Origin of the sequence: Sorangium sp. So ce302, from assembly GCF_051530145.1 — a bacterium.
Classification (GTDB): domain Bacteria; phylum Myxococcota_A; class Polyangia; order Polyangiales; family Polyangiaceae; genus Sorangium; species Sorangium cellulosum_B.
In genome coordinates this window covers 7,980,237-8,003,025 of the sequence record NZ_CP150326.1, presented here as the reverse complement: position 1 = coordinate 8,003,025, position 22,789 = coordinate 7,980,237, and the positions used below count along the sequence as shown (strand labels likewise).

At 69.2% G+C, this 22,789-nt stretch carries 25 protein-coding genes and 2 pseudogenes; 8 read left to right on the top strand and 19 right to left on the bottom strand.

Annotation, left to right across the window (positions count from 1 at the left end):
* The first annotated feature begins 5 nt into the window (after positions 1-5).
* Both WME73_RS30230 and WME73_RS30225 read left to right on the top strand, forming a co-directional pair.
* The gene (locus WME73_RS30230; RefSeq protein ID WP_437911797.1) at positions 6-275 is read left to right on the top strand and encodes a hypothetical protein; all 270 of its coding nucleotides are present in this window, start codon (positions 6-8) and stop codon (positions 273-275) included.
* A gap of 91 nt (positions 276-366) precedes the next feature.
* Complete coding sequence (locus WME73_RS30225; protein WP_437911796.1) at positions 367-1,917, top strand: outer membrane protein assembly factor BamB family protein; 1,551 nt, start codon at positions 367-369, stop codon at positions 1,915-1,917.
* Between the two features lie 180 nt (positions 1,918-2,097).
* On the opposite strand, the gene WME73_RS30220 is transcribed toward WME73_RS30225, so the two are convergent.
* From WME73_RS30220 to WME73_RS30190, 7 genes are all read right to left on the bottom strand, one after another.
* A complete protein-coding gene (locus tag WME73_RS30220; RefSeq protein WP_437739858.1) occupies positions 2,098-2,649 on the bottom strand; it encodes a tyrosine-protein phosphatase in 552 nt (183 codons plus the stop codon).
* Positions 2,650-2,668: 19 nt separating this feature from the next.
* Positions 2,669-2,986, bottom strand: a complete 318-nt coding sequence (gene xseB, locus WME73_RS30215) for an exodeoxyribonuclease VII small subunit (protein ID WP_437739857.1) — start codon at positions 2,984-2,986, stop codon at positions 2,669-2,671.
* A gap of 4 nt (positions 2,987-2,990) precedes the next feature.
* Positions 2,991-4,634: an exodeoxyribonuclease VII large subunit gene (gene xseA / locus WME73_RS30210; RefSeq protein ID WP_437911795.1), complete on the bottom strand. Its 1,644-nt coding sequence runs from the start codon at positions 4,632-4,634 to the stop codon at positions 2,991-2,993.
* Positions 4,635-4,831: 197 nt separating this feature from the next.
* Positions 4,832-5,455: a glutathione S-transferase family protein gene (locus WME73_RS30205; protein WP_437911794.1), complete on the bottom strand. Its 624-nt coding sequence runs from the start codon at positions 5,453-5,455 to the stop codon at positions 4,832-4,834.
* A 206-nt stretch (positions 5,456-5,661) separates the two neighbouring features.
* Positions 5,662-7,026, bottom strand: a complete 1,365-nt coding sequence (locus tag WME73_RS30200) for an MATE family efflux transporter (RefSeq protein ID WP_437739854.1) — start codon at positions 7,024-7,026, stop codon at positions 5,662-5,664.
* A 6-nt stretch (positions 7,027-7,032) separates the two neighbouring features.
* Entirely contained in the window at positions 7,033-8,010 is a 978-nt protein-coding gene (locus WME73_RS30195) for a phosphotransferase family protein (RefSeq protein ID WP_437911793.1), read from the bottom strand.
* Positions 8,011-8,468: 458 nt separating this feature from the next.
* Positions 8,469-9,014, bottom strand: coding sequence for an ABC transporter permease (locus tag WME73_RS30190; protein WP_437917445.1), 546 nt, complete (start codon positions 9,012-9,014; stop codon positions 8,469-8,471).
* Between the two features lie 26 nt (positions 9,015-9,040).
* Here WME73_RS30190 and WME73_RS30185 point away from each other — a divergent pair.
* Both WME73_RS30185 and WME73_RS30180 read left to right on the top strand, forming a co-directional pair.
* Positions 9,041-9,568, top strand: a pseudogene (locus WME73_RS30185) (TetR-like C-terminal domain-containing protein); the annotation flags it as partial.
* Between the two features lie 17 nt (positions 9,569-9,585).
* Positions 9,586-10,887, top strand: a complete 1,302-nt coding sequence (locus WME73_RS30180) for a DUF3500 domain-containing protein (RefSeq protein ID WP_437911792.1) — start codon at positions 9,586-9,588, stop codon at positions 10,885-10,887.
* 74 nt (positions 10,888-10,961) lie between these two features.
* On the opposite strand, the gene WME73_RS30175 is transcribed toward WME73_RS30180, so the two are convergent.
* On the bottom strand, positions 10,962-12,011 hold the full coding sequence (locus tag WME73_RS30175; protein ID WP_437739849.1) for an iron-containing alcohol dehydrogenase family protein: 1,050 nt from the start codon (positions 12,009-12,011) through the stop codon (positions 10,962-10,964).
* A gap of 187 nt (positions 12,012-12,198) precedes the next feature.
* On the opposite strand from WME73_RS30175, the gene WME73_RS30170 reads away from it, so the two are divergent.
* Positions 12,199-13,323, top strand: a complete 1,125-nt coding sequence (locus tag WME73_RS30170) for an ATP-grasp domain-containing protein (RefSeq protein WP_437911791.1) — start codon at positions 12,199-12,201, stop codon at positions 13,321-13,323.
* 99 nt (positions 13,324-13,422) lie between these two features.
* On the opposite strand, the gene msrB is transcribed toward WME73_RS30170, so the two are convergent.
* The 11 genes from msrB to WME73_RS30115 all read right to left on the bottom strand — a co-directional run bounded on the left by msrB (position 13,423) and on the right by WME73_RS30115 (position 22,010).
* Positions 13,423-13,821: a peptide-methionine (R)-S-oxide reductase MsrB gene (gene msrB, locus WME73_RS30165; RefSeq protein ID WP_437911790.1), complete on the bottom strand. Its 399-nt coding sequence runs from the start codon at positions 13,819-13,821 to the stop codon at positions 13,423-13,425.
* Between the two features lie 287 nt (positions 13,822-14,108).
* Positions 14,109-14,894, bottom strand: a complete 786-nt coding sequence (locus tag WME73_RS30160) for a hypothetical protein (RefSeq protein WP_437911788.1) — start codon at positions 14,892-14,894, stop codon at positions 14,109-14,111.
* Between the two features lie 103 nt (positions 14,895-14,997).
* Positions 14,998-15,474, bottom strand: a complete 477-nt coding sequence (locus WME73_RS30155; RefSeq protein WP_437911787.1) for an ATP-grasp domain-containing protein — start codon at positions 15,472-15,474, stop codon at positions 14,998-15,000.
* A gap of 300 nt (positions 15,475-15,774) precedes the next feature.
* Positions 15,775-16,404 carry an SGNH/GDSL hydrolase family protein gene (locus tag WME73_RS30150; protein WP_437911786.1) on the bottom strand — a complete coding sequence of 210 codons (630 nt, stop codon included), beginning with the start codon at positions 16,402-16,404 and terminating at the stop codon, positions 15,775-15,777.
* A gap of 192 nt (positions 16,405-16,596) precedes the next feature.
* Complete coding sequence (locus WME73_RS30145; RefSeq protein WP_437911785.1) at positions 16,597-17,001, bottom strand: 1-deoxy-D-xylulose-5-phosphate synthase; 405 nt, start codon at positions 16,999-17,001, stop codon at positions 16,597-16,599.
* A 178-nt stretch (positions 17,002-17,179) separates the two neighbouring features.
* Positions 17,180-17,587 (bottom strand): VOC family protein, encoded by a 408-nt coding sequence (locus WME73_RS30140; protein WP_437911784.1) that lies wholly within the window; start codon positions 17,585-17,587, stop codon positions 17,180-17,182.
* 168 nt (positions 17,588-17,755) lie between these two features.
* Positions 17,756-18,304 (bottom strand): DUF6210 family protein, encoded by a 549-nt coding sequence (locus WME73_RS30135; RefSeq protein ID WP_437911783.1) that lies wholly within the window; start codon positions 18,302-18,304, stop codon positions 17,756-17,758.
* A gap of 37 nt (positions 18,305-18,341) precedes the next feature.
* Positions 18,342-18,914, bottom strand: a complete 573-nt coding sequence (locus tag WME73_RS30130; protein WP_437911782.1) for a hypothetical protein — start codon at positions 18,912-18,914, stop codon at positions 18,342-18,344.
* A gap of 108 nt (positions 18,915-19,022) precedes the next feature.
* Positions 19,023-19,397, bottom strand: coding sequence for a hypothetical protein (locus WME73_RS30125; protein ID WP_437911781.1), 375 nt, complete (start codon positions 19,395-19,397; stop codon positions 19,023-19,025).
* 158 nt (positions 19,398-19,555) lie between these two features.
* Complete coding sequence (locus WME73_RS30120; RefSeq protein ID WP_437911780.1) at positions 19,556-20,986, bottom strand: SPFH domain-containing protein; 1,431 nt, start codon at positions 20,984-20,986, stop codon at positions 19,556-19,558.
* 184 nt (positions 20,987-21,170) lie between these two features.
* Positions 21,171-22,010 carry an SDR family NAD(P)-dependent oxidoreductase gene (locus tag WME73_RS30115; RefSeq protein WP_437911779.1) on the bottom strand — a complete coding sequence of 280 codons (840 nt, stop codon included), beginning with the start codon at positions 22,008-22,010 and terminating at the stop codon, positions 21,171-21,173.
* 31 nt (positions 22,011-22,041) lie between these two features.
* Here WME73_RS30115 and WME73_RS30110 point away from each other — a divergent pair, with 31 nt between their 5' ends.
* The 3 genes and pseudogenes from WME73_RS30110 (at position 22,042) to WME73_RS30100 (ending at position 22,695) form a co-directional block, all read left to right on the top strand.
* Positions 22,042-22,164 (top strand): hypothetical protein, encoded by a 123-nt coding sequence (locus tag WME73_RS30110; protein WP_437739836.1) that lies wholly within the window; start codon positions 22,042-22,044, stop codon positions 22,162-22,164.
* Between the two features lie 63 nt (positions 22,165-22,227).
* Positions 22,228-22,455: pseudogene (locus WME73_RS30105) on the top strand (DUF3072 domain-containing protein); the annotation flags it as partial.
* The gene (locus tag WME73_RS30100; protein WP_437748048.1) at positions 22,450-22,695 is read left to right on the top strand and encodes a DUF3072 domain-containing protein; all 246 of its coding nucleotides are present in this window, start codon (positions 22,450-22,452) and stop codon (positions 22,693-22,695) included. The pseudogene WME73_RS30105 and the gene WME73_RS30100, both read left to right, overlap by 6 nt.
* Positions 22,696-22,789: the final 94 nt, after the last annotated feature.

The window sequence follows — 22,789 nt, the reverse complement described above, 5'->3', positions numbered from 1 at the left end:
CCTTCTTGCGCGCCGCGCCCTTCTGCCTCGCGGGAGCCTTCGGCGCGGCGGCCTTCCGCGGCGCGGCGGACTTCTCCGGCTCCCCGGCGCTGCTCTTCCTCGCTGCAGTGGTCTTCGTGGTCGTCGCCCGCGAGCGCGGACTCGATGTGCTGTTCCGGTTCGTGGCCCACCTCCCGAGGGGCCGAGATTACCCCGGTATCCAGCCATGGGAAGGGGCTCCGCGCCGCCGCGCCGCCTTTCTCTATCCGATTGACGCCCAGCTCGATTCCGCGTGACCTAGACTTGGGGCCTCGTGCTGCAGAGGCGACGGAACTGGCGTATCGGGAGGCCGATCGCCGCTCACCTCGATGCCCCAGGAGGAGCACCATGAAACGCATCTTCTGGGTCCGGTCCGCGATCGGGGCCGCCCTATGTCTTGCCTTGCTCAATGTCGTCCTGGGGAGCACGGCCATGGGCACGGGCGCCGGGCGCTGGACCGTCTATGGCTACGATCTGGCCAACACGCATTACGCGCGCGACGAGCACCACCTCGGACCATCGAACGTCGCATCGCTCGCCGTGAAGTGGGCCTTCACCACGACCGGCATCGTCCCCGCGACGCCGGCCGTCGACCACGGCGCTGTCTACTTTCCGGACGGGGGCGGCAAGCTGTACAAGCTCGACGCCAGGACCGGGCACCCGATCTGGACGCGCACGATCGCCGCCCTCACGGGCACGGCCGGCGCCGTCTCGCGCACGACCCCCGCGCTCCACGGCCACACGATGTTCCTCGGCACCCTCGCCGGCGCGCACATGATCGCCGTGGACACGCGCACCGGGGCGCTCCTGTGGAAGAGGCAGCTCGACACGCACCCCGCGGCGATCATCACGCAGTCTCCCGTCGTGCATGGCGGCCGCGTGTACGTGGGTGTCTCCTCGCGCGAGGAGCTCTTCGCGGCGGACAACGCCTATCCGTGCTGCAGCTTCCGCGGCAGCGTGGTCGCGCTCGACGCGGGGACCGGGGCGGTGCTCTGGAAGCGCTACACGGTGCCCGCCGGCTACACCGGCGGCGCCGTGTGGGGCGGCGCGCCCGCGATCGACCTCAAGCGCCGCACGCTGTACGTGACCACCGGCAACAACTACACCGTGCCGCCGTCCGTCTCCGCGTGTGTGGAGGCCGCCGGCGACGACGCCGTCGCCGCCGAGGCCTGCCTTGCGCCGGACGACTATATCGACGCCGTCCTCGCGCTCGACCTCCGCACCGGCGCGCTGAAGTGGGCGCGGCGGCTCCAGGGCTTCGACGCCTGGACGGGAGCCTGCTACTTCGGCGGCGACTGGTGCCCCGATCCGGCGGGCCCGGATTACGACTTCGGCACGGGCGCCACGCTCTTCACGGCCGGCCACGGGGCGGAGCGCCGCGATCTGGTCGGCGCCGGCCAGAAGAGCGGTATCTTCTGGGCGCTCGATCGGGACGACGGGAGCGTGGTGTGGAGCACGCTGGTCGGTCCCGGCGGGGAGCTGGGCGGCATCATGTGGGGAGTCGCCGTCGACGAGAGCAGGATTTACGTGCCGATCGGCAACAACGGCCAGGTCGAATACACGCTGCAGCCCTCCGGGGAGGTCATCCACTGGGGTTCGTGGAGCGCGCTCGACGCCGCCACGGGCGACATCCTGTGGCAGACGCCCGATCCCACGCCGGGCGCGCAGACCAGGGGGCCGCTGACGGTCGCGAACGGCGTTGTCTACGGCGGCTCGATGAGCGGTGACGTCCACGCGCTCGACGCCGAGACGGGCGACGTCCTCTGGAGCCATCCGGCCGACGGCTCCGTCAACGCCGGGCCGGCGGTGACGCGCGGTACGGTGTTCTGGGGGAGCGGCTACGAGAGCTTCGGCATCGGCACGCCGGGCAACACGCTCTTCGCGTTCGGCTTGCCGTAGCGCTGCCCGCCGCCGGACGGCGCACGCTGGCGCCCGGCCGTGCCGTGATGCCAGGCGCGGGCGCCGGTGGCCGTCCCCGCGCGCCGCCCCTGCGACCTGCGCGCCGATCCGGCGCGACCTCAACCTGGGTGACCTGGGTCGCCTCGATGGTCCGATCGGAAACCCCTGCGTGTCGGCGGCTCAGCTGCCTACGTCCGAGGTCAGCGCGCCTCGCAGCCTTGCCCTGTCGACCTCGGCGGATGGCAGCCACTCCAGGATGCCCTCGATGGCCCGATCGATGGCGATGCGGTCGGCGCCGTCGCTGAGCATGTACTCCTCCGCGACGACCTGCCGCGGGACGTCGATCGCCAGCAGCGCCGCCGCGATGACGACCCCGGTCCGGTCTCTCCCCGACGTGCAGTGGACGTAGACAGGCCAGGGGAGGGCGGGGGCCGCGAGCGAGGAAAGAGCCTTTCCGATCCAGCTCCTCACCCGTCGCTGCCGCGTGTCGTAGTTCTCGATGTCGTCCTCCGCGGCGACGTGGACAACCTTGATTCCCGTGAGGTGACCAGGATCGGCGCCGCGCCGGAGGTTCAGTATCGTCCCGGGGAAACCGAGGTCGCTCGCCGCTGTCATGAGATCGAATCGCCCGCCGCGGAGCAGGCGGCCGGCAGGGATCGGCGAGACGTCGAGCCAGAGCCCGAGCATCTCGCCGACATCCCGGTAGTTGGCGGGCCGGAACGTCGCGCTCATAGGGGTCGCCGGCGCCCGCCTACTCGTCGTCTTCGTCGTCCTCGTCTTCGTCGTCCGCGTCCGTTGTCACCGGCGCCTCGCGCTCGAGCTGCTCGGTGATGGTCTGTACCTGGATCTCCGCGGCATGGATCTTCTGGCGGCAGAGCGTCACCAGATCCGCGGCCTCCTTCACGAGCGCGGAGAGCGCGTCGATGTCGACCTGGCCTTCCTCGATGTTCTGCAAGATCTCCTCGAGGCGCGACGACGCCTCGCCATACGAGACCTCTTTCGTGGCGCGCTGCGGGCTTGCCGTGTCCCCGTCGGACAGCTCCTTCGTCCCGCGCTTCGGCTTTGCCATGACCCTATGTCTCCTCCGATCCGTCCGAGCGAAGCCGCAGCACGCCCCGCTTCAGCTCGGCGATGAGCGTCGTCCCCTGGGGCGCGCGCGCCGCGTCGGTGAGCACCGCCCCTTCCGTCGTGCGCAGGATCGCATATCCCCGCTCCACGACGCGCCGCGGATCGAGGAGGCGCAGGCGCCGTTCGCGCGACTCGAGGCGCTCGGATTCGAGCGCCAGCCGCCGGGACGAGCGCGGGCCGAGGAGCGATGCCATCTCGTCGACCCGATGCGAGGCGGCGTCGAGATCGCGCCTCGCCCCCTGGCGAAGCTGGCGGACCGCCTCCTGGAGCTGGCCCGCGCGGCGCGCGATCAGCAGCGACGCGGAGCGCGGGACCCGGGCCGCCCGGCGGGTGAGATCCGACGAGGCCGACCGGAGGACCCGCCGGCCCTGGTCGAGGATGCTCAGGAGCGACGACTCGACCTCATCCCTCGCCTCCGAGACGCGTTTGACGAGCATCGCGGCCGCGGCGGTCGGGGTCTTCTCGCGAAAGCCCACGAAATCGAGCGCGGAGATGTCTCGCTCGTGCCCGATGCCGACGACCACGGGGAGGGGGAATGTGGCGACGGCGCGGGCGATCGGCTCCGAGTCGAACCAGGCGAGGTCGGTGCGCGAGCCGCCGCCGCGGCAGATCAGCAGCACGTCGAGCTCCGCGGCGCGCGCCCGGAAGTAGTCGAGGGCGTTCAGGACCGATGGCTCCGTCTGCCGCCCCTGGACGCGGACCCCGTGCGCCACGACGCGGAACGCGAAGCCTGACTCCCTGAACGTGCCGAGCACGTCGTTGTAGGCGTCCGAGCCCAGGCTGGTCACGAGGCCCACGCGGAGGGGCAGGGCGGGGAAGGGCAGGGAGCGGTTCCGATCGAGCAGCCCTTCCTCGGCGAGCCGGCGGACGATCTCCTCTCTCCGCCGGGCGGCCTCGCCGAGCGTGTAGCCCACGTCGAGGTCCTCGATCAGGAACCGGTACGAGCCCCAGGGGACGTAGAGCTCCACGCGCCCGCGCACGCGGATCTGGATCTCGTCCTCGATCTGGAACGGGTCGCCCGCCGCGGCGAGGCGCCGCTCGATCTCGGCGCGCGCGCTCTCGAAGAGGGTCGCCTTGACCTGGGCGAGCTCCTTTCCGAGGGCGTCGCGCTCGACGAGCTCGAAGCCGACGATGCTCTTGTGGGCGGCCCGGTTGTACCCGCAGACCTCGCCCACCAGCCAGATCGACGCTGGAAACGCCGCCTCGAGCGCGGCGCGGACCTGCCCGTTGAGCTTCGAAACGGTGAAGTCGGACGCGGCCACCGCTGGCCTCGGCCGCGCGTCCCCGTTGCGCGGCTCATCGGCTCGGGCTGGCTCCGCGGTGGGGAGCGGCGTGACGCCCCCTTCGTCGAGGGCGAGCGCCCCGCCGCGTTCCCGGTAGAGGCGCTGCGTCACCTCGCAGAAGCCGAACCCCTCGGCGAGCAGCACCTCCACCACCGCGACCACGTGCGTCTCCGGGACGCGCCAGGTCTTCTGTTCGGGATTCCAGCGGCGGGACGGGAGCGACTTCACGACGTCCACCAGCCTGCGATCGAAGGCGAAGTGGATCTGGAGGCTCCCGGTCCCGTCGCTGCTGACGCGGCGGCTCATCGCGCCACTCTATCATCGCGCATCGCGGGTCGCGCACGGGCATCGCGGGGGATCTCCCGGCCGGCCTGACGGGGCGCGCGGACGCGCCGCGCGGTCGCCGAGCGTGCGCTGCGTGGCGGCCGAGCGCGCGCTGCGTCACGGCGGCGGCGAGCAAGCCCTCGGCCTGGAGGACGAGAGCTCCTCCAGCCACCTGCCCCTCACGCGTTGAGGCTGGCGAACGCCTGGGCGATGCGCGGGGCCGCGTGCGGCCGGGCGTACATCCGATCCATGTAGGTCCGGAGCTGCGGGAAGTCGTCCAGGAGGTGGGCCTCGTTGGCCCAGTCGAGGGTGTAGGCCATCACGAGATCGGCCACCGTCACGCTGTCGCCGACGACGAACTGCCGCTGATCCATGTGCTTCTCCAGCACGTCGGCCATGGCCTTGAAGTCCTCGCGGGCGACGGGGATGTCGCCCGGCTGGCGTTTGTCCTCCGGATACAGAAACTTGTGACGCGCGATGCGCCACAGCGGCTGCTCCAGCTCGGTCGCCGCGAACAGCAGCCACTGGTTGACCTTGGCCCGCTCCCTGGGGTCTGCCGGGAGCAGCCCCTTGTCGGGGTACTTCTCGGCCAGGTAGAGCACGATGGCAACGGACTCGCTGAGCACGAGGTCGCCGTCGACGAGCACGGGGAGCTTGCCGGCCGGGTTGAGCTTGAGGAACTCGGGGCGGCGATTCTCGCCGGCCCGGAGGTTGACCTGGATGGTCTCGAACTCCACGCCGAGCTCCTGGAGCGCCCAGCGCACACGGATCGAGCGGGTAGGAGCGAACTCATAGAGCTTCATCGATGCCTCCCTCCTCAGCCGCGCGCCGCGGCTGGTATCGTTGCTTCTGTTTACTTACGTCCGGGCCTGCTGTGTTTTGAGACGAACGGCGCCAACCAGCAGGCGAATGGCCGTGTGTATAGCCGCACCGCGCGACGAGTGTCAATGGACACATTTGCGGTACGCAGATGGCCTCTGCGCCGTTTTTCGGCGGTCTGGAGGCGGGCTCAGCCCGCGTCAGGCGCTCTTGCCATGTTATGACCAGAACCAGCGTGGGCGTTCTTCAGCAGCACGAAGGAGACGATGCAAAGAATCAGCTCCGAGATCGCCTCGGAGGCCCAGATCCCGGTCAGGGAGAACAGGCGGGAGGCCAGCAGCAGCACCGGCAGCTTGACCAGCAGGATGCCCCCGAGGGTGAGCAGCAGCGCCTCCCTGGCCCGGCCCACCGACTGAAACGAGGCCGCCGTGACCATGGCCACGCCGGTCAGGGGGTAAGAGAGCGCCAGCAGCCGCAACGCTGTCTGCCCTTCAGCGATGATCGTGCTCTCCCTGGAGAGCAGGGCGATCAGCGCGGCTGGCGTCGCCAGGCAGACGCCGCAGACGAGCGATCCATAGACGACCGCGGCGCCAAGGGAGAGCCGGATGGCCTCCCGCACCCGCTCGAGCTTCTTCTGGCCGAAGTTGTACCCCACCAGCGGCTGCATCCCCTGGACGATGCCCGTCAGCGGCGCGAGCAGCCCGGAGTAGAGCCGGCTCACGATCGCGAACACGCTCAGCGCGCTGTCGCCTCCGATCCGCCGGAGCAGGTTGTTGGTGACGATGGCGATCAGGCTGACGCTGGCGCTCTTGATGAGCGAGGGGGACCCGATCTTCACCACCTCGATGATGATGGGCCAGTCCGGCCTGAAATAAGACGCCTTGATGCGATAGGAGCGGTTCTTCCTGAAAAAGAAGAAGTGGAGGCCCATGCCGGCCGAGGTGGCCTGGCAACAGACCGTCGCCAGGGCGGCGCCGGAGACGCCCATCTGCAAGATGAGGATGAAGAGCCAGCAAAGGACGATGTTGACGCAGATCGGGATGATCCACATGGCGGTCGAGTACCTGGCGTTGCCATCCGCCCTGACGATGGCCGAGTAGCCGGTGCCGGCGATGGCGCCGAGGAAGATGATCCGCCCGTACTCGATGGCATAGGGGGCGACGCTGTCGGTGGCCCCGAGCAGGTAGACGAGCGGCTCGATGAAGACCGAGCCCAGGACCGTGATGGCGAGCGCCGCCGTCCAGAAGATCAGGAAGGTGCTTGCCACCGTCCGGGAGGCCTTCTCCAGGTCCTGCTCGCCGAGCGCCCTGGAGACCACCGAGGCGCCGCCGGCCCCGACGGTCGTGGCGACGGCGCCGAGGGCGATCTGGACCGGCGAGATGATCGAGGCCGCGGCTGCGGCCAGCGCGTTGACGCCCACGGAGAGAAAGTAGATGTCCGTGAGGCTGTAGACGGTAAAGACCAGCAGCGAGAACGTGGTCTGGGAAGACATCTCCAGCAGCAGCTTCCCGACCCGCTCGGTCCCCAGCTTTTCAACCCTGGAGCTCTCGCCCATGAGCGTTCAGTTCGCGCTCAGCCAGGCCATGTGTTCGCCCATCCATTGCCTGGAGAGGTTGAGGACGGAGTCGGTGTCGTAGTTGCGGTAATAACACTCCGTGTTCATGACCAGGGCGAGGTGCAGTGAGTACAGGCGGCATCTTCGCTCTTCTTCGGAGGTGAAGGAGGTCTTGCCATAGCCGCGCATGCTGCTGGTGATGCCGTCGGAGGAGAGCAGCCGGAACTGGGCCTCCATCAAGGGATCGGCCCAGAGCGCCCTCTCGAAGTCGATGATGCCGGCGACCCTGCCTTCCTTGACGAAGACATTGGGGTTCCAGACGTCCCAGTGGACGAGGCAAGGAGTAATGACCTCGTCCAGCGCGGGGGCGTGCCTGAGGACGGCGGCGCGGATCTCGTCGTAGCCCTGGTCGTACGCCACGCCTTTCCGGGCGCCGTCTTCCAGAACCGACTCCATGATCTTGGTGAACGCCTCTCTCCAGGTGCTCGCGCGCAGGTCCGGGTTGCCCTCGTAGCCAAAATAGGTGCCGGTGAAGCCGTTGATCTCCCGGACGATCTCGCCGATGTGCAGGTCGATGGACGCCTGCGTCTCGGGGGAAAGGCTCGATTTCACGTGCTCGAGGTTGTCCGCGGCGATCTTCTCCATGAAGAAGTAGTCCGAGTCGCACAGGTCGCGGGCGTCGTCGAAATGGTAGATCTGGGGCACCGGGATGGCCGGGTTTCGCCGGACCAGGCGCATGGCGGCGACCTCGGTGGCCATGATGTTCTTTTCGTAGAACATGACCTCCGCGTCTCTCGGCGGCGCGATCTTGAGGATGACCTCCCGGCCATCGGCGAGCCGGACGCTGTAGGCCGCGTTGAACCAGCCGTCTTTCAGCTCGACCACGGCGTCGTCGCCGTCCGCGAGCGTCATGCCGCCAAAGGCCCTGGCGGCCATGGCCGCGATCTGCGGGCGTGTCTTCGTGTTCTTGGTCTTGCTCTCCACGGTCTTCCTTCGTCGATTGGCGGCCCTTGTGATGAGCGAAATGGCGTCCATTGTGCTGGATCCTGGGAAGCTGTCAAGTCGCGACCTGGAGTCGTGCCGGGGCCCGGAGCGAGAGGGGGCCAGAGTCGCCGGCGTGGCCGGCAGGGGTGCACGCGGGTTATCGTGTTATCCTGCGCCCCATGCCGACATACGATCCCGAGGAGAGGTGGAGTCGCGGGGTGCTCGCCATGCGCATCGAGGCGCCCCGCGCTCGGGATGGTCGCAGGCGGGCCGTTTGGAATCGACACGATGCCCTTCAATCCATCTTGCCTGCGCCAGCGATTGGCACCTGGAGCAGCGCGAGCGCATGTACTGCGGCCCATGCGTCGAGGCGTGCAAGGCCGTGTCGACCGGCGCGAGCCGCCGCGCCCACGAGCTCGAAGGGGCGGCGCCGACGCTCGATCACATCACCTTCCGCTTCATCCCGGATGGGTCAGCGCGTGCTTCGCGCGCGCGGTCAGGCGACGGCGCTCGAGGACCGTGGCGACGGCATAGCCGCCGCCGCCGGCGATGGCGAGGACCCAGAAGAGGCCAGGAGTGCCGAGGAAGAGCGCTGCGGTGGAGATCAGGGCGAGCCAGGTGCCGAGGCCGTAGTGCAGCAGGTTGCGGCGGGCGGCGCCTTCGCTGACATAGATCAGGCCGACGATGAGGCCGGAGCCGGTGGGCCAGAGCATGGGCTGCAGGTCGGGCATGTCGAGGGTGTACGCCAGGCCGGTGATCGCGAGGAACAGCGCGGTGAAGGCGCTGACCCAGGAAGCGCCGAGCAACTTGCCGGACAGGGCGTCGGACTCGCTCACGCCGCGCTGGGCGCGGGTGGCGGCGACGGTGGCGTAGACGGTGCCGACCGCGAGCCCCGTTCCCAGGAGCATCATGGGCACCCAGCCGGGCAACGCGAGCAGGGGGCTGGCTCCCCTGGAGATCGCGGCGGCGCCGTGGCCGAGAACGTAGGCGAGCCCGAAGCTGATGTAGGTCGCGCGGTTGTCGACCTGCCGGCGACGAACGCGCCATCACGTTGCGATCGGTAGCCCGCCGGGTCGGGATCGCCGCCCCCTCGATCTACCCCCACTTCCCCGACCAGCCGGCCATCATGTTGGCCGTCGTGCAGCAGGCCTTCACCGAGCTGGAGAGCAGGCTGCGCAGCGCCGTGGAAGAGGCCGGCGACGATCCACGAGAGCGGCTGTACGCCGTTTGCAACGCCTATCTGGAATTCTCCCGGAGTCATCCAGAGCGCTACCGCACCATGTTCGGTGGCCTCTGGATACCCACGCTGGGCGACAGCTCCGTGACCGAGCGGGACCTGACCACGCTCGGCCGGGAAGCCCTGCAAATCCTCATCGACGCCCTCGGCGGCTGCGTCACCGCCGGGCATTCCACCAGCGCCGACCCGGTCGCCGACGCGATCGCGCTGTGGTTCGGCCTGCACGGATTCGCACACCAACGTGCCGTGAGCCGCGTCTTTCCCTGGCCCGCCGACACCGCCGAACGCATCATCACCGCGCTTGCGCACCTCAACCCCTGAGCCGCGCACCGGCAGACGTGAGCGCCACACCTCGATCCGCGGGACATCGCCTCGCCAGCCCCGGTGACGGCACGATCGCGCGGGTCGGTGCGGCCCCGCGCGCGCTCCAGCCGCGCCGCGCCCGCCCGTCCGGGCCGGGCTCGTGGATCGCGATCCTGCTCGCGCTCGTGACGACGACCTCGTGCAACAGCATGCGAACCCAGGAAGGCCCGGCCGGCGAGCCCGCCGCCGCGCCGGGCAGCCCGTCCGCGCCGGCACAGCAGGCCGCCGGGCAGGGCGTCCTGCCTGCCCCGCCCGAGCCTCCGGCGCCCGCGGGGCCTCCGGGCGCCGCGCCTCCGCCGGGCGGCGCTGCGGGACGCGCCACGGCCGAGGCGATCGCGGCCTCCGCGCGTGCCTTCCTCGACGGCCTCGACGCCGAGGCGCGCGGCCGGGCGCTGCTCGCGTTCCAGAGCGGCGAGCGCGAGGACTGGCATTACGTCCCGCGCCGCCGCGCCGGCCTCGCGATCGGCGACATGGACGGCGGCGAGCGCAGCGCGGCGCACGCGCTCCTCCGGGCCGGCCTCAGCCCGGAGGGCTACCGGAAGCTCGAGGGCGTCCTGCTGCTCGAGGGCATCCTCGGGGGCATCGAGGGCAACCCGGCGTTCCGCGACCCGGGCCGTTACCACCTCGCTCTCTTCGGCCAGCCCGGGCCCCAGGCCCCGTGGGGCTTTCGCTTCGAGGGACACCACGTCTCGCTCAACTTCACCGCTGCAGGAGGCGGCGTGGCCACCACCCCGGCGTTCCTGGGCGCCAACCCGGCCGAGGTGCCCTCGGGTCCCCGGAAGGGCCTGCGCGTGCTCGCGGTCGAGGAGGATCTCGGCCGCGCGTTCCTGGCCTCCCTCACCCCCGCGCAGCGTCAGCGCGCCGTGATCGCCCCCGCGGCGCCGCCCGACCTCGTGACCGAGGCCTCCCGTCGGGCCGCGCTGGCGAGCTTCGACGGCCTGCCCGCCGCCGAGATGACCCCGGCCCAGCGCGCCGCGCTGCTGCGCCTCCTGGAGGTCTATGCCCGCAACTTCCCCGCCGACGTCGCCGACGGGCACCTCGACCGCATCGCGCGCGCCGGCGTGGAGCGCCTGCACTTCGCCTGGGCGGGCGGCGCCGCGCCGAAGCAGTCGCATTACTACCGGATCCACGGCCCCACCCACCTCATCGAGTACGACAACCGCGGCGGCGATCACATCCACACCGTGTTCCGCGACCTCCAGGACGACTTCGGCGACAGCCTGCTGGCGCGGCACCTCCAGGAGGGCCACGGCGCCCCCGCCCGCGGTCGGCCTTAGCTCCGCGCGCGGACCTCCCGCCGCCCGTGGCGGCGCCCCTCCTCGCCGGCGCGCGACTGAGCGCGGCTGGCGGGTCAGGCGAAGCACCCCTTCAGGCGCGGATCGGTCCGGAGGATCGCCTCGACCTCGGATACGCAGTCGCGGGAGGAGAGGACCGTGTAGTAGCCGGGCTTGATCTCCGGCGCGACGCGGACCGCCTCGATCCACTCGTCGAGCGAGAACGGGTCTGCCCGGATCGCATCCCAGAAGCCCGTCGCGTCGAGGACGGCGGCGATGAGGTCCGTCTCCCGCCCCTGGAGCTGGCTGACCACGTAGGCGGCCGTGCCTACCTGCAGGCCGTGGAGCCGCGGCCGGCCGGAGGTCTGGTCGAGCGCGTGCGAGATGAGGTGCTCGCTGCCGCTCGCCGGCCGGGACGACCCGGCGATCTCCATGGCGATGCCGTTCAGCATGAGCGCCGTCGCGAGCAGGCGCATCCCCTCGAGGTCGCGCCGGGGGCGCGCCATGAACTGGAACACGGTCGCGTCCGAGAGCAGGGCGGCGAAGTCGTTGACCGGCTCGCCGCGCGCGTGGAACGCGAGCTTCCAGTCATGGACCGCGGTGACCTTGGCCGCGAGATCGCCCACGCCGGAGAGCCACAGGACCTCCGGCGCGCGCAGGCAGACCTCGGTGTCGACCACCACGCCGAACGGCACCGCGCACGGAAGCGAGCGGCGCCTGCCGCCCACCGTGAGGCTCGCCGAAGGGCTGCAGAAGCCGTCGTTCGAGAGCGAGGTGGGCACGGCGAGGAACGGCAGCCGGGCGAGGGACGCGAGGTATTTGGCCGTGTCGAGGGCGCGGCCGCCGCCGAGCCCGACGATCGCGTCGCAGCGCGTGGGGAGCGCGGGCAGGAGCGCCGAGGCCTCCTCGACGCTGGCCGAGGCGACCTCGCGCCGGGCCACGACCTCGATCGCCTGCGCGTCCAGGCCCTCGCGCATCGCCGCCTCGATGGCGGCCGGCGTCCCCGCGCTCGCGAGCAGCAGGACGTGGCGGCGCGCCGCCCGCGCGAGGTAGAGCCCGCTGCGCGGGAGCGCCCCGGGCTTGATGCGCACCAGCGTGGGGATGCCGATCTGGGTGGCTGCGGGCATGCGCGGTCTCCTAGGCCCGCCGCCGCGCCGCGGCTAGTCGCCGCGGGCTGCTCTACTTCCGGCCGAGCCGAACCGCTCCTACGAGGCCCAAAGCCAAACCAGGACAAGAGTCCTCAAATGAGGACGCCACGCTGTCACCTGGGGCGCCGAGTCGTCCTGATCCAGGGAAAAGTGCGATGCTTGACCCGTGTCCCGCGTCGCTCTCATCTCCGACCTCCACCGTGCCTTCGACGCCCAGGCCGACCCCCGCAACGTGGCCATGATCCGGCGTCGCCATGCGTTCTGGGCCCAGCTCGCCCGCCTTCATGGCTGGGACCTCGCGGTCTGGGACGTCGCCCAGCTCGACGCGCCGCAGGGGGTCCGCGGCAGTGTGTCCTGGATCGATCTGCCGATGCTACCCCGCGCCCCATACCACTCCGTCTTCGCTCGAGCGGTCGCTGCCGGCGCCGCGTGCGTGCTCGACCTCCCCGAGCATGTGGAGCGGGTCCTCGGGCTCGATCGATTCTACTCGGTCCTCACGAACGCCGGTGTCCCCACGCCGCGCACCGCGCTGCTGCCCGTGGACGCCGCCGTCGCTGCCGCGATCGACTCTCCCGCGGCCGTGCGCCGTCTGTTGACCGAGGCGATCTACGGCGCCCTCTTCGATGCGGAGATCGATCCCCACGCCGGGGTCTTCGTCCGCGGCTTCTACTCGTCGGCCAAGTCCGCCAACCCCGAGCTCTACTACGGCAGCAACCAGGCGGACATCGAGGCCACGGTCTTCGAGGTGGTCCGCCGCCTGCGTGTCGCTCTCGACGTCGGTGGCCTCGCCCTGCGCGAGCACCTCGACCTCGAGCGCATCGAGCTCGCCACCCTGCCCGGCGACCGCAACGCCATCCGGGTGCCCTTCGAAGTGCGGCTGACGGTGCTGGGTGGCCGGCTCCTCATGACCAGCTACCACGGCCCCTTCGAGGTCCTCATCGACGACGCGCGCCGGCTCCTCGCCGATGAGCTCACTGCCAGGAGCGAGGTGGTCCAGCGGGCGGTTCGCGACCTCGTCCCAGCGCTCCTCACGGCTGACCTCCCGGCGAACTACGTGGCTGACGTGGCCTTCGCTCGAGGCGGTCAGCCAGTGGTTCTTGAGCTCAACCCACTCTATGCCGCGGGTTACAACGTGCCCTCGGCGCACGCCCTGCTTGTCGCTGCGCTCGGCGCCGACCTTGCCCACCGCGCCGGGTACGCAGCGTTGCCGTGGACCCAGATCCTCGACAGCGCTGCGACACTCGCCGGTGAACGTGTCGAGCAGAGCCCGGCGGTATGGCTGCTGGGGTAGTGGCCGACCCCTCGCATCCTGTTCTGGCGCCGTCGGTGAATGCCTCCAGCCTCACCCCGCCATGGCAAGGCGTCGACGCGACGTTCGCCGTCTCGCGAGTCATCCGCCTTCGAACTCGAGGCAGGCGGAATTGATGCAGAAGCGCTCGCCCGTCGGCGCTGGCCCGTCGTCGAAGACGTGCCCCAGATGTCCATCACAGCGCGCGCATACGATCTCCACCCGATCGAGGCCATGCTTCCGGTCGGCTCGGCGCTCGATCCGCTTCTCGTCGAGGACTGCGCTGAAGCTTGGCCAGCCGGTCCCAGAGTCGAATTTCGTCTGCGATGAAAAGAGCTGGGTGCCGCAGCCGGCGCATCGATAGACGCCCGTTCCGTGGTGGTTCCAGTACTGCCCCGTGTACGGACGTTCGGTGTTGCCGTAGCGGAGCATTCGGTAGCGGTGGGGCCCGAGCAGCAAGAGCCACTCGGGTTCGGTCTTCGAGATCTTCTTGTCTGCCATCGCTGGATCCCGTCGGTGGGTCCTGGTGTCACGCGCGTCCGGCTCGCCGCCGGCGGCCCACATGGATCTTAAGCTATCCGCCCCTGCATTACGAGCGCAATGACCGTCGCGGATCTCGCAGGTGCAGCGGCGGCCATGGCGATCGAGCGCAGATCCCGCGCAGGCACACGCCTTCCGGTCCGGCCGGCCGTGGCACGAGCCCCCGCCCTCCCAACGACCACGGGTGTGCTGCAGGGCGCCGCGCCGAGCGCAGCGAGACGCGACCCACCGTCCGCACCAGCTGCCAGCTAGACTTCATCCTCGGGATCGCGTTCATAGTCCAGAGGTTCCTCCTGAACATGCCGAAGCCATTGAGCGAGATCGGGCGCGTAGTGCATGTAGCCGAGATCGCCGCACACTACACCTGTTGCCGCCACCGGCAATGTCTCCTCCAGCCACTGCTGGAGCGCGGCCACGGAAGGCATCCGCGGTGAGCGCGCGTGCTGGGTGTAGCCTTTGACGTCGCCGTACAATGAGAAGTAGACATCGTGGACGGCGTACTCGACGGTACCGTCACTTCTCGCATGACGCATCACACGGGGCTGGTAGTACTCGCCGGAAGCCTCGATGCACAGCTCGGCCGCACGGCTGCGCGCCGCGGACGCGGCGATATGGCGTGCCGCCGCCGAACGCGCCTCGGCCAGCTGTTCATACCATGCAGCGCCCCGCTCCAGCGTGCTTCGTGACGACTCGCGCCAAAGACTCAGCGCCTCTTCAAGCAGCTTCGCAGCAGACTCCAGATCGCCGGCGCTCGACGCGATCTCGGCATGGCGCGCGAGCCGCGCCGCAAGCTCATCCGGTGAAACGTGATTCTCTCGCAGTAGGTCAATCAGACGACCGTAGAGCATGGACGCCTCTGTCCACCGCTCTCGGCCGTCAAGGTAGTCGGCGATCGACTCGAAGGCGCGTACGCGCTCTGCTGCTTCGGTCTCCGCCTCCGCGCGACGAATGGCCCGTCCAACGAGCTCGTCGGCACGGTCCGGGTTGTCTCGGTGGTTCCATCGGGCATCATCCAGCAGAGTCTTCCACGCCATGGCTTCACCAGGTCATCGGTGCCAGTCTAACGACCTGGCGGTGCGCCGCGGGCGCGACGCGCCCGTCGGCACCAGCGCCTGATTGGGCAGAGGTCGGCATGATCTAGGTTGCCCGCTCCTGATGCTCGGAGACGGTTCGTACGAGGCGCTCCACGTCGGCCGAGTAAAAACGGCTTCCGTTGAAGCAGTTGCACTCGACGATCTTCCACGCGCCGTCGACCCGTGCGACGTCGAGAACGAACACGCTCGCCGGCGCCCATCGCGAGGCTGCTTTCTCCGCGAAGTCGATCAGCTCGCGAGGGAGGCGTGAATCGCCGCTCGGCCGGTACATGCTACCTGTCACGACTTCACCGTCTACGACAAACAGCCGCCATTCTCCATCGATCTCGCACGGTTCGCCAAGGACGACCTCGGACGTGGGCTCCACCGGCCTCGCTGCGCCTCGTAGAGTTTGAAACAGGGTCACGCACTCCGAGAAGCGAAGAACCTGCCCGGTAAAGCGCTTCAGATCGTCGTTCGGCTTCAGGAAAACAAGCTCGTTCGGGGCACGTGGCTCGCCGAGGAGCCTCTCCCATGACATGACGTGCGCAGGTGGCTCGCATGGTTCGGATCTCCGCTCTCTGCGGGAGGTCTGCTTCCTTCTGCCCAACGGAAGGCATGCCGGACCGGCATCGTCGTGGTGCGATGCTACCACGTTCTACCGCACACGGCAGCAGGTGGGCCTGTTCGAGGCGCCTTCTGTAACGTTCGGCGTCGTCCGACGGCTCCGTTTTGCGCCTGGCAACCACGCGTCGTGGGTAGAGGCTCGCCGTGGTAGCGCCTGGGTAGGATGGTGTCGGCCGCGCGCGAGCTGCGAAGGAAGCTTTCTGGTGGGGGCTTGTTAGCCGGCGGTCACCGTCGTCGCTCGCTTCTGGACTGCGGCGGCGCCCAGGGCGCGGACGAGCGCCTGTGCGATCTTCAAGCCGCCGGCGCCCGACGGCTCGATGGCGTTCGCGAAGTCCCCCACCTCCGAGCAAACAAGGCGGAGGTCGACGACGTCGAGCGCGCGCGAGAAAGCTTGACGAAGGATGACGTCATTGAACGTCATCAACGCGATGCGAGCTCGCTCGGCCTCACCGGGAGCGAGGTTGCCGTTGTAGATCGTGCAGACCGTGGTCGGTCGGCCGAGCGCGACGACGGCCTCGAGCGCCCACGAGTACGATTGCTCGAACGCGTCCACGCGTTCGCGGAACATGTCCAGCGCCTCGGCCGTCGACCGGACAGGCAGGCCGAGAATGTCAGCGTTCGAGAGCGCGTCGTTTCCGCCAAGCGAGAGGAGGACGTGGGTCGCGTCCTTCGGCATTCGATCGAGCTGGGGTCCGATATCAGAGGTGGTCGTACCGTCGACAGCACACAGGGTGACTCGCCAGGAGGGCAAGAGCGCGCGGAGGTGAGAGGCGACATCGGGCTCGCCATTGGTATACGAACCATTGTCGAAGATTGAATCACCCAAGAGAACGACAGACGACATGGCTTTCTCCCGTGAAATGAGTCCCAGCGGCTGGTTTGGCGGTCGGTCGGGTCGCTTGAGCGCAGCGCGAGCCCGTGCCGTCACGTCGGAGGACGAGGCGGATCGGCGTCGACGGCACCGGGGGGCGTGTCCTCGACGCGCGGAGGAGGCGCGCGGCAGTCGCCACCCCGCCGCCCTCGGCTGCGTCCGCGATCATGCGCTCGGCCGTGGACGGGAGCGGGCGCGGCCCCGGACCCGTTCGTCGTTGCGGCGCGTGGTGCCGGCGGTCCGCGTCGAGGCGCCCGCGCGGTACTCGGTGAGCTCCACGAGGTCGGGCCGCTCGCGGATCCGCGTCCAGTACTCGACCCTGGCGTCCTCGTCGATCTGGACGACGCCGCCGTAGAGCTTGTCGGCGCCGTCCTTGCGTGGGCCGGAGACCCAGTACGCCTCCCGCGTCTCCTCGTCGACGCAGTTGTACTTGGTTCCGCTCCCCGTCCTGGCCAGGTGGCGACCGCGGTAATGGTACGTCCGCCCCGATCGGGAGAGCTCGACCCAGCCGATGCGACCGTCGCCGTCGAGCCCGCCGCGCTTGTTCTCCACGTACATGATCCGGCGCATGGCGACCCCTCTCGTCCGTTTCTATCACGACTCGAGCCCGAGCTCGTCCGCGAGCTCGTACACCCGGCGCTCCGAGACCCGCGGCGGCCGGACCGGCCACGGGCCGGGCGGAGCCTCGATCGGCCTCGGGGCCCCCCGCCCAGCAGGTTGGCGATCGAGCCGGCCGACGGCCGCACGGTCAACGTTCGTGCAACACCGCCTCCAGCCGGTGGCCGTCGGGGTCGCGAACGAACGACGCGTAGTAGCCGGGATCGTAGTTCTCGCGAACGCCGGGTGGTCCTTCATCGACACCGCCCTTGCCGAGGGCCTCCGCATGGAAGCGATCGACCGCCTCGCGGCTCGGCGCCACGAAGGCGAGGTGGAAGCCTCGACCGGGAGCCGTCGCGTCAGGACCGGACGCGACGATGGCGAAGGGCGGCTCAGCTTCGTATCCCTCGGGCCCGTACGCCACGCTGCGGGCGTTCTGCGAGAGCCGGACAAAGCCGAGCGGCGCCAGACAGGCGTCGTAGAACTCCGCAGCACGCTCGAGGTTCTCGACACCGACCGACACGTGATCGAACACGAAGACTCTGGCGTCCTTGGGCATGGGTACGAGGTACCTCTCGCGGTCGTCCGTGGCAAGCGACAAGGCGGGGGAGGACCTGTACGAACGCGCCGGAGAGGGCGGCGCCGAGCGGACAGCCGAAGACCGCCGAGGACAAGGTATGCCTGGCGCTCGCCGCCGAGCGGCACGCGCCCGACGAGCGCGCGGCCCTCAATCGGAGTTGGGCCAGGTAAGAATCCCAGGGCGCGGGTACGGTCCGAACCCAGTGAAACAGCTCCAGTCCGATTCGCCTTCTATCACAACGTGCACCCACGCTTCGTGCGAGTCTACGAGGCGTGCCCGGTCGGTCACGATGCCGACGATGCGACGCTCGCGCAGGATGCGGTCGACGACATCCGCGTCCTCTTGGTCGAGTCCGAGCATCGCGCCGCTGCCCATGTACTTCGGTCCTTCGAAGTGCGCCGCGAGGGAGCGCCACCCGTCTTCGGCGTCCAGCGGAACGAATACGCCCTCGATCTCGGGCTGCATGCAAATGTTCCCACAGGTCTGATTCGAGTAGATGACCCCGCTCGGGCAGGGGATGAGCAGGCCGAGGCCTGCGTCGTACAGCCTGATCGTTTTGTTCATCGACCTCGCCTCCCGAACGCCCTGCGCCTCAGCCGCGCCGTGCAGCGGCGTCGATCGCCGCCGCTTGCTGGGCAGCTCGCGCGACGGTTCGCGAGCAAGCCGGCCTATCTGGGTCCGCGATTTTTTGCCCACGAGACAATGGTCCCAGACCGTGGGCCATGGCGCGGGCTCAAGGTGAAAAGTCGAAGGATGACTCCACCAGCTCAAGGCCAGGCTTCGCGTCCTTCATGTCGTCGTTATAGCATTGCTCCACCGCGATGAACGAACGTTTGTCGTCCGCGTGAGAAAACACGCGAACCGAGCCCGCGCTCACGCCGAGCAACTTCCCTTTCAGGAGCATGCCTTGTCCGGCGTACTTGCCCCACGTGGTAAACGGTGTGCGTGCAGGCGCAGAGAGCAACTTGGGGACGAACCCGTCAATCTGCGCTTGAACGTTGGCTGCGGGATCGGTTGGCACGTCAAGGACGAAGATCATCGTCATGCACGAGCCGGGGCTCTCCACGTTCACGTGGTGATCGGGATCATTGTCCGGCGGGTCCGCCTCGACGCTCCAGTTTCCTGGGTATTTGAAGGAAAAGCCGGGCCGCACGTAGCTCTGGGCGTGCGCCAGATCGGCAGGCGCCTCGCTGGACGCGAGATCCTCGAGGAACGCAGCGCCGGCCTTCGTCGCTCCGATTCCGGCGAAGAACCCCGCCGCGAGACCGATGAACAGGAACAGGAAAGCGACGGCGGTCTTGCTCATTCCGCCTGCTGATTGCGACGGGCCGTGGGGGGTCATCATCGGTAGGTCCTGCTGTCTTTCAGGCTGGCAACTACAGCAGCCCGATGCCGTACCTGTCCAGCGGCTCGTTCAGGCGCGCGTGTTTAGCGCGTCGATTGACTCGGTACCTCCTACGGGGCTGTTTCTGGTGCCGAACAATGCGAGCATCACGAGGACGAGCCCGACCAGCTCCAGGAGGTGAGAAGCGATGCCGGTCAGGGAGGCAATACGGACCAGCTCTTGCATTGCGCCGCCGTCCCGATAAATGGATATTTGCCAGTACATGTGCACGGCGTTGATGAGCCAGCCCATGAAAAACAAGAAGAAGCCGCAGCCCGCGAGGAGAGCCGGCTTGCCTTGCGTTGGATAACGAGAGAACGCAATGGCGATCGCTGTGATGTAGGCGATGAGAAATGGTATGCGGAAAATCTGCGACCCCAGGAACGTCAGCATCGTCTCACCCATGATTGTGCGCAGCTCCTCTCGGGATCCGCCGTTTCTTGTCTGGAGGGCCGCCTCCGCTCATCGTGGAAAGGTAGCGTAGCTGACGGTTACCCCGCCTTGTCAAGGAGACCAACGCGTGATCGCGTGGGCTCCAACGCCGGACGACGGCGCGGACGAGCTCAACGCCGGCTGCTGTCCAGCCCGCTCTCCTCGGTCAGCTCCGCCTTCTGCGCGCGCGCCGACGGCACCTCGAGCCCTGCCGCGCGAGCCAGCCCCATCACCCCCTCCACGGCCGCCGTGATGTATCCGAACGGGTTCGCCCCATCGACGGCCGTGATGTGCACCTCTCCCATCCGCTGCTGGAACGCGGCGGCGAGCGCCGGCATCTGCTGCGCGACCGTCAACCGGATGACCTCCGGCGACACGGTGTTCTCGATCTCCCGGAGCGCCCGCGCGCGGTCGATCTCGATCTCCTGCGTGAGGCGCGCCTTTTTCGCCTCGATCTCGGCGATGGCGAGCTCGGCCTCGGCCACGAGCCGGCGCGCGCCCGCGATCGCCGCGCGCTGCCGGAGCAGGTCGATCTCATGGGCGCTCGCGGCCATCTTCGCCGCGTGGCGCGCCGCCTCCGCCTCCGCCTCGAGCGTCGTCTTCTCGATCTCGGCCCTCAGCGTGACCGCCGCGATCTGCTGCTCGTGGGCCAGCCGCGTCTCCTTCAGCCGCGCCTCGGAGGCGAGCTCCTCGAGCCGGGCCTTCTCGCTGGTCTCCTGGCGTCGCGTGCGCAGCTCGACCTCGGCGGAGAGCCTGGTCAGCTCGATCGCGCGCTGCGCCTCGGCCTCGCCCTGCCGGACCGCGCGCTCGGTGAGCAGCGACGCCTCCCTGGCCTTCCGCTCCTGCTCCTGGCGATAGTGCGCCTGCAGGTTGCCGAACACCGCCGGAGAGAGGATGCGCACGTCCTGGATCTCGATGGTATCGATGAGGACGCCCCACCCCTTGTCGGTGGCGTCCTCGGCGCTGCCGCGCCCGGAGACGACGGGCACGATCTCTCGTATCAGCTCGCTGGCGAGCCCTTCCTTCCGCCGCGTCAGGCATTCCTCGACGGAGAGGTTCGCGACCAGCCGGCGCGCGGCGCCGGCAAACATGTCCACGAGGAGCGCCTCGAGCTTCTCCTGCGCGCGCTCCGGGAACGAGAAGTTCAGCATCCGGAACGCGATGAGCGGCTCCGCGATGCGGTAGACGGCGAGCCCCGTGATCTCCACGCCGACCTTCTCGAGGGTGACCTGGTCGGCCGTGAACTGGAGCTTCTGGACCGTGGTCGGCACGATGGCGACGCTGTCGCCCGGGAGCTTGAAGCACGAGGCGCCCTGACCGGAGGTGGGCCGGAGGCTACCCCGCCGCATGTGAATCAGGTACTCGCTCGGCTTCGCGCTGACACGGCCCCATCTCTTGAGCTTCTCTGGATCTTCGGCCGGCTTGCCGGCGCGCCAGCCCTGATCGTACCGCCCGAGACCGGCCGCCCCGGTCCCGTGATCGTCCGCGTGGAGGACCGCCGCGGCGCCGCCCGGCACGCTGCCCTCATGGATGATGACCCTGCGTTGCTCGATGTGCGTCATGACCTCTACCTCGCGAGAACGGCTTTCGCAGGAAGCGGGCCAGGCAGGAGCCACGGCGAAGGAGGCGTCACGGGGCCGCGCCGCGCGCCGGCGACCCGCGATAGGCGAGGGCCCGATCCGGAATGGAGCGCAGCGCCGATCCGGAATGGAGCGCAGCGCCGGTCCAGGATGGAGCGCTGTCGCCTCATAACCAGGGAATTATCCGTCGGTGCTGCACGAGCTCACCATGAACTGCGCGCGTCGACTCGGCGGGTTGCGTGCAGATCCAGAGGACGTTCTTTGCGGCATCCGCTGGCGACTGCGCCGACGACATGTCGTCGAACCACGGGCGCGACGCGTCGGTGTCCACGAGCCCTGGGCAGAGCGCGGCGATGGTGAGCCCGCGCTGCGCGGCCTCGTCCTGCCGCTGGCGCGCATAGATCTTCATCGAGGCGACCTGCGCGACCTTGGACGGGATATTGATCCACGCCGGCCAGTGGTGGGCCTCTGCTTCGCCGCGCTCGACCAGCTCGACGTACTCGTCCATGACGCGCTCGATGTCCTCGAGCGATCGCGTGGCGGGGTCGAAGCGGTGGTGCAGCCGAGAATCCAGCTTACCCAGGGAGCCGAAGGAGCTCGCGACCACGAGGAACCGCCCGCCGTCGCGCAGCAGGTGCCCGAAGGCGCCGATCATCCGGTAGGTGCCGTGGTTGTTCGTGTCGATGAAGGTGCGGACCTGGACCGCCTGCGGCACGTCCTTCACGATGCGCGCGGCCGCGTTCGAGAGCACGATATCTATCCCGCCGTGACGGCGCGCCACCGTCTCCGCCAGGGCCTGGACGCTGGCGTCGTCGGTCACGTCCAGCCGGGCCAGCGACGGCTGCAGGCCTTGCTCGCGCAGGCGCGCCACGGCCGCCTCGCCGCGCTCCGGATCCCGCGCCCCCAGGTACACGGTGCTGCCCGGCGGCAACTCCTGGCACAGACGGGCCACCATCGCATAACCGAGGCCCTGGTTCGCGCCTGTAACGAGTGCGATTTTCGACATCGATCCCTCCTCACCCCCGCGCCGCGAAGACGTGGTGTTCGAGAAGTGCTACCTCAGCCTGGCTCGGGGCGCGACGATCGTCGTTCACGGCGCGCGCGATCCGTTCGACCCGCCCGGCTCCCGCAGGCTGAAGCGCTCGTTCTGCGGGACGTGACGACGAATCGCGCGGCGTCCTCGCGGGCTTGCCACGCGCGCTCCCGGGATTAGGAAACCGGAGATGAGCACGAAAAGAGACCAGCAGACGGCCGATCCCAGGGCCGCGGGGCAAGCAGGCGAACAGCGGCCCTCGAACGTCCAGAAGGATCCGCGCGACTGGAAGACGGGCGACGAGCGGATGACGGGCGCGCAGGCGTCGTACCTGCACACGCTCGCAGAGCAGCACGGCGAAGAGGTCCCCGACGACCTGACCAAGGCGGAGGCGTCCGAGAAGATCGACGACTTGCGGGACGCCGTGGGCGTCTCCGGCGGCGCGGAGGGGGCTGCCGGCGTCGAGAACACGCGCAAGGACCCCGAGCAGTGGAAGACGGGCGACGAGCCGATGACAGGAGCGCAGGCCTCGTATCTCCAGACGCTCTCCCAGGAGGCGGGCGTGGACTTCGAGGCGAACCTGACCAAGGCGGAGGCCTCGAAGCGCATCGACGAGCTGCAGGCGAAGACCGGGCGCGGGCAGAAGCTGCGGGAGTGACCCAGGCAGGGTGGGCGGCCTGAGCGAGGCCAGCCGGAGCGAAATCAGCCCTGCCGAGTCGTGTCGGGCAGCGCTTGCCGACTGCGCGCCAGCA